The sequence below is a fragment of the Flavobacterium sp. UBA4854 genome (assembly GCF_002399805.1).
Taxonomy (GTDB): Bacteria; Bacteroidota; Bacteroidia; order Flavobacteriales; family Flavobacteriaceae; genus Flavobacterium; species Flavobacterium ginsengisoli.
This window is the reverse complement of the sequence record NZ_DHEI01000104.1, coordinates 3,069-9,455: the sequence shown is the minus strand read 5'-3', so window position 1 is coordinate 9,455 and position 6,387 is coordinate 3,069. Positions and strand designations below refer to the sequence as shown.

5 protein-coding genes are annotated in these 6,387 nt (G+C 33.3%); 1 reads left to right on the top strand and 4 read right to left on the bottom strand.

Annotated features, from left to right (window positions below; all coding sequences use genetic code 11):
• From B3J44_RS15330 to B3J44_RS15315, 4 genes are all read right to left on the bottom strand, one after another.
• Nucleotides 1-3,359 (bottom strand): alpha-2-macroglobulin family protein (locus B3J44_RS15330; RefSeq protein WP_286969406.1); only part of this gene is annotated, 3,359 nt, incomplete at its 3' end.
• A 175-nt stretch (nt 3,360-3,534) separates the two neighbouring features.
• Nucleotides 3,535-4,167, bottom strand: a complete 633-nt coding sequence (locus tag B3J44_RS15325; RefSeq protein WP_286969404.1) for a hypothetical protein — start codon at nt 4,165-4,167, stop codon at nt 3,535-3,537.
• A gap of 64 nt (nt 4,168-4,231) precedes the next feature.
• Nucleotides 4,232-4,582, bottom strand: coding sequence for a hypothetical protein (locus B3J44_RS15320; protein WP_286969402.1), 351 nt, complete (start codon nt 4,580-4,582; stop codon nt 4,232-4,234).
• A gap of 87 nt (nt 4,583-4,669) precedes the next feature.
• Nucleotides 4,670-5,113 carry a nucleoside deaminase gene (locus B3J44_RS15315; RefSeq protein WP_198854603.1) on the bottom strand — a complete coding sequence of 148 codons (444 nt, stop codon included), beginning with the start codon at nt 5,111-5,113 and terminating at the stop codon, nt 4,670-4,672.
• A 60-nt stretch (nt 5,114-5,173) separates the two neighbouring features.
• Between B3J44_RS15315 and B3J44_RS15310 the strand changes: the two genes are divergently transcribed.
• On the top strand, nt 5,174-6,387 hold a 1,214-nt coding region (locus tag B3J44_RS15310; RefSeq protein ID WP_414654809.1), incomplete at its 3' end, for an energy transducer TonB.

Genomic DNA, 6,387 nt, shown 5'->3' with positions numbered 1-6,387 from the left:
TACATACGAATTGGCGAATCGTTTTTGGTCGAAGCATGAGGTTGCAACAAAGTAATATTAAAATATACATTTGGTGCCATTGCTCCTGTAATTGGAACCTCAACTTTAGTTTCTCCTTTTTTAGTCTCAGCCCAAATAGTCTGCACTACTCTTGATCCGTTTTCTATTGAAATTAAAGCGCGTCCACCTTCACTTGAAGGGAAAGATATTTGTGCTTTTTCTCCAACTTCATAATTTTTCTTATCGGTAGAAAAAACTAACATATTAGCAGTTGAAGCATCTCTATTACGTGTTTTTCCAGACCAGATTGGCCAGTCAATATTTACTGTCAATGAGGCCGCATGACCATCTTCCTGATCGGCAACACGAATTAAATAACGTCCCCATTCTTCGTCTGTCAAAGCAAACTGAAAACTTCCTTTTCCGCTTGAATCGGTATTGATTACAAAAGTTTTGTACGAAGTAGTTGCATTCGACGAGTTATAATTTGATAAATTATCGCTTGAAGAATCCCACCACCATCTCCAGTCTACTTTGTAAACTCGTACTTCGAGATTACGAACTGATTTTGGCCTTCCGTTTTCATCAACCGTTACTACATCAAAACGATTGTTTGTTCTCGTTTCTAGCATGCTGTACTTGTTCAATTCTGGCGTTTTTAGTCCAACGTAGGTTTTGTACGGAGAATAAGTCGTTGACATTACATCTGTACTGAAATCTCCTCCTTCTTCATACACTTTTGTAATGAATGAAGCGCGAAGCATTCCTGGCGCCTGACCTTGTAATCTTGGCTGAATGTTTACCGATGCTTTTCCGTTTTCGTTTAATTTTCCTGAAAAAACATTAATTTCTTCTGTGCTGAATTGACGAGCTAAATCATCAAAAGTATATTTTTCATAACCTTTAAATGTTGTACTTTGTTGAGAGAATTTAGCCTGCATTTCTACATTCAAATTCTTTGCAATTGCACCGTGCAACCATGTTACCTCAAGATTATCAGTATTTGGATACGAAGCCGAAAGTGTTTTTCTACTAAAGGTATTTTTGATTTTTAAACGATTTGGTTTAATCGTTTCAATCTTAATGCTCTTATAGAATTTTGCGCCTCCAACGCTTACCATTGCTTCCCAGTTTCCTGTTGGCGCATCTTGATTGGTTGGAACTATAAAAGCATAATGGTTTAGATCATTTGTTTTTTGAACGGTTTGATAAACTGTTTTACCATTCGGATCGTTTAATCTGAATTTGATTGGATGCGATTTCGGAAGTTTATTCGCAGCATCATTCAAAATAAATGACAGATATAGATTATCTCCCGGACGCCAAACGCCTCTTTCTCCGTAAATAAATCCTTTTAAGCCTTTTTGTAAAGTCTCTCCGGCAACATCAAAATTACTAACAGACAATGAAAGTCCGTCATCCAGTTTTACGTAAGTCGACTGATCGCCTAAAGTTACAATTGCGAAATAGGCAAATTTATCCAATTGGAAAGATGCAATACCTTCGCTGCTTGTTGCTTCTGTTGCAATTTTTTGTTGTTGGAAGTTGTATAAATCTACTCTTGCGTTTGAAACTGGCTCAGTTGTAACGATATTGTTTACAGCAAACAAGTACGATTTATTTTCGCCTCTTTTTGCAATAACTCCTAAATCTGAAGCTAAAATATTAGTTGCAATTCTGGCATTATAATAGTAAGAACCTGTACAAGGATCCTGACTTTCTCTCCAGTCGTAATCGTCATAATAGTAATAATCGTCGTAAGAGTTTCCGCTGTAGTTTACATCATTTTCATCCACTTCTTCCTCCTCAGCTTCATCGTCATTTCCTTCTGAAGTTTCACATTTGTATAATGAATATTTCTTTTTGTAAACAAACTCTACTCTGTAAATTGCTCCCGGTTCTGGTTTAATGATTTTAGATAAATCTAAAGCATACGTATTCCATTTAGAGAGATTTACGAGCGTACTTTCTTTTAAATTCAGTGTTGTTTTTGCAATTGGCTGGGCGACTTTCTTGAGATTTTGCCCGCCGTTTAATTCATTGTATTGAAGAAATTGCAGAATGTTATTTTTGTAGATTTTGTACACCTTAACATCTACAGCACTCAGATTTACAGCTTCAAAATTTAATTTTAAATTGTTTGAACTTGGCAGAATCGTTCCGTTTTTAATAAAACGAACATTGGGTTTTATCTGATCAAAAGAAATTTTCTCAGAATAATTGTTTTCCAGTTTTTTGCCATATTGGCTTTCTATTCCTTGAAAAACTTCCAATAATAATTCGCCCGTAACAACTTGTTCTGGTTCTTCGTCTGGCACATATTCAACAGCATCTTCTACAACTGCGGCGGCAGAATCAACTGCCACTGCAGCAGAATCGACTACAACTGCTGCGGAATCTACAGCTACTGCAACTGGTTCTTCTGCAACTACTGTTACAGTCTTTTCTTTTTTAGGTGCATTTTGATTCGTAAAATATACTTTTAGTAAATTTCCTTGTGTAGAAAATTTCAAATTATTGGTATTCTGAATCGAAACCAATCCAGCAAAATCCTGACCTTTTTCTAAAGGCTCGGAGAAATTAATTAAAACCTGCTGATTGTTTCCATCTGGAATTTCAACTTTTATGATTTTAAATTCGTTGATACTTGTAATCGGAAAATCGATTTGTCCTTTCTGATCGATGTCGAAATCATTTCCGTCATATATAATTTCTAAATTCGAAGCTTCTGACTGGCGCTGAATACTATCTATTATAAAATGAAATTCTTTTCCTGAAGACACATTTTTATCGAACTTAATCTTAAGATCGCTTCCGTTATGTTTAGCTTTAACCAGCTTAATGGCGGTTTCCAAATCAATATTATCAGCAGTCTTTAACGTACAGTTTAAATATTGATATTCTTTGCTGTACGACTGCACATCGCCAGTATTGATGGTAAAATCCTGTTTAACGGTTTTAACTGTAAAGTTGAATTTAGAAAGTTCTTTTTCTTTCTCTTTAGGAATGGCTGTCAGCTTATCTAAGTTTAAAGTAACTTGATATTCGGTTCCCATTTTAAGTTTTTTCTCTGGAATAAAAGCTAAAGTATTTGTTGAAAGTGCAATAACTTTTCCGTGAACACTTGGCGAAATATCAAACAAATCGTCGTCTAATTCTTGATTAGGTTTCCAATCGTTTTTATCGAATGCCAAAACCACTCGAATATCAGAATCTGCAGAAACGATACCGCCAGTAAAACTAGTAATGTAGTCTTTGAATAATGAAAAATCGGAATTGAAATCGGCCGCTGATTTGCGCCCGCAGGATTGGAAAATAAAAAACACGAAAAATACGAAAAATAGTCCTTTTGCTTTCACTTTTATCTAGAGTTAATCGGTTAATAAACTAATAATTTAATGCGATATTTTATCAAAAGCCATAACAGCAAAATCGCAATTAAATTACTATAAAAGTAAAATATTTCCTGAACTATTTAAGAAGAAAATTCTCTAATATGATTATTTAACTTTTGTTGAAGTTTTATTCACACTCTCAAAGCTCAGAACCCAATTTTGATAACACTTTATTCATTTCAAAAAAACGATTTTCTGTGTTTGATGAATAAAGAATTTGATCATTACTCATTACTGTAATTACATCATCATCTTCATTTCCATAGAAATTAATTCCCTCCATCCATTTTTTAAAAGAAACTCCTTTGTTTTTATAATGCTCAACAATAAATTTCAGTGCTTCTTCATCCACTTCATAAAAGCATTCTGAAGTAAAATCTAACGCAAAACCTGCTTGTAAATATGCCATTGCAGTAAAAAAATCTGTCAAAGTATTTGCTTCGAGATTCCATTCTTTTTCATCATAACTCATATAAACTGGAGGATTTGGTTTTGACAAATCATCTTTGTGAATTCCCCAAACACAAGCACGTTGATTTTCGCAATAAAAAATCAAATAATCATTATTTTGAAAATATTTAAAACGCTCTGGAATAATTAACGAATCTTGTGTATAATTTAAATTTTGAATTTTACCTAATTCAGCATAATAATCAATGAAAACCTCAGGAAGCTGTCCGAAAATCTCTTTTACAATTTGAATTTCATCATTAGAGAAACCGTTAGGTTCTGTAATATGAAATAGCTTTTTTATTGTTGAGAAATTTGTCATTAAATTTTTAAATAATTACTTAAACCTTGAGAAAAAGCTTAAACATTTCAAGGCAGATGAAATTTCATTCACACATCCATACCCATCCTTCATGATGAAAAAAAAATGCAATATTATTTTTTTTACAAATAATTAAACTGTCATCTTTAACAGACTTTATATCAATCGGGTTCATCAAAAAAGGCTCGCTATTACGATCAACATAAACTCCTTGAGTTATTTTATTTATCGCGATAATTTCTTCTACTTTCTGAATTGCATTTTTCTCTGCAAGAACACATCTGTTGTTTAAATGTTTTTCCAGTCCATGAAGTTTATCAGCAAAATTTTTCCATTTACCTGATGCTAAATATTTCCAACGCTCTTGTCTGTTCTTTTCAATAAATTCTGAAATAAAATATATCAAATCATCCATTCTATATTCACTTAATAATTAATTTCCCTGCTTTAAAAAAACTTAAATATAATTATTAAAAAATTTTAAAAGTAAATTTCTTACTATTTATTTCCTTCTTTCAAGAAAAAAACGTTTCATAAGATCTGCTGCTTCATTTGCCATTACGCCAGAAACAACAGTAGTTTTTGGGTGCAATTTTGTTCCCATATTCAAGAATCCGCGTTGTTCGTCGCGTGCACCAAAAACAATCTTTGAAATCTGACTCCAGTACAAAGCTCCTGCGCACATTTGACAAGGCTCTAGAGTTACATAAAGTGTACAATCCTTTAAATATTTGCCACCTAGAAAATTTGCAGCGGCAGTTATAGATTGCATTTCAGCATGAGCTGTAACATCATTTAGCAATTCGGTCAAATTATGACTTCTTGCAATTACTTTATCAGCCACAACAATTATAGCTCCAACAGGAATCTCGCCTTTTTCGTAAGCGATTTCGGCTTCCTGCAAAGCTTTTTTCATAAAATACTCGTCGGTGAAAGGATTTATCATACTTGCAAAAGTAAAACTTTACTCATTATTTTTACTACATTTAAATTTTGAAATTTGAATATGGAAAGAAAACATAAAATCAGTATACCTGAACCATGCTCTGAAGACTGGAACAAAATGATGCCAAATGAAAATGGCCGTTTCTGCATGAGCTGTTCTAAAACTGTTGTTGATTTTACGTCGATGCTTCCTGAAGAGATTCAGCATTATTTCATTCAAAACCAAAACCAAAAAATTTGTGGCAGATTTAGAAAGTCACAATTGGAGACTATTACTATTCAAATTCCGGATCGTGTTTTATATTCGCAAACCCATTATCATAAAATGTTTTTATTGGCATTATTTGTCGCCATGGGAACCACTTTATTCAGTTGTGCCGACACCGAAGGTAATAAAATGAAAATTGACAAAATAGAAGTGGTAACAGACAATGAACCAAAAAATCCTGATCAACCAAACAATGAAGACCGTTTGGTTGAAAAAACACCTCCTGCACCTCATTTATATGCCGACATAGAGCCTATAAAGGCCGTTCCTGAAGGATCTATTGCCTATATCGAACCCCACGAACCCTATTACGAAACCATCACTGGCACTCCTGTTATTGAAAATTTTGAAGTACTTCCTGCATATCCTGGGGGACTAGAGAGATTTAGCACATACATTCAAAATGAATTTAAAATTCCTAAAAAAGCCAGACACATTACAGGAGAAATTGAGGTTTCTTTTGTTGTAAATAAAGCTGGGACTTTAGAACAATTTAAAATTTTTGACAATATTGGTTATGAAACTGGAGAAGAAATGATTCGAGTTTTAAAAAGTTCAAAAGTAAAATGGATGCCAAGAATAATTAATGGAAAACCTACTCTTGATACTATCACAATGAATATTGTTGTTCAAAAAGACAGTTTAAACATTGAGAGAAAAAACAGAAAGCTTTCAAAAATAGTCGCAATTAATTTTGTCAAAAAAAATGATAAACTGTCATATAATGAAAATCAGCCTTTATGTGAAAAAAAAGTACCACAAGATCTCGCATTAGAAGATGATTCTGTGTTTTATATGGGAGCTGCAATCGAAACAAAAGCAGACTATCCAAGTGGGATTAACGCTTTCTATGAGTTCTTTGCCCAAGAATTTAAAATGCCTGAAGAAGTAGAAAATGCAAAAGATCGTATTATTGTTTCATTTGTAGTAGAAAAAGATGGTTCGTTGGCTGCATTTCAATTTCCAAAAGATATTGATCCTCAGTTAGAATCAGAAATAACACGTGT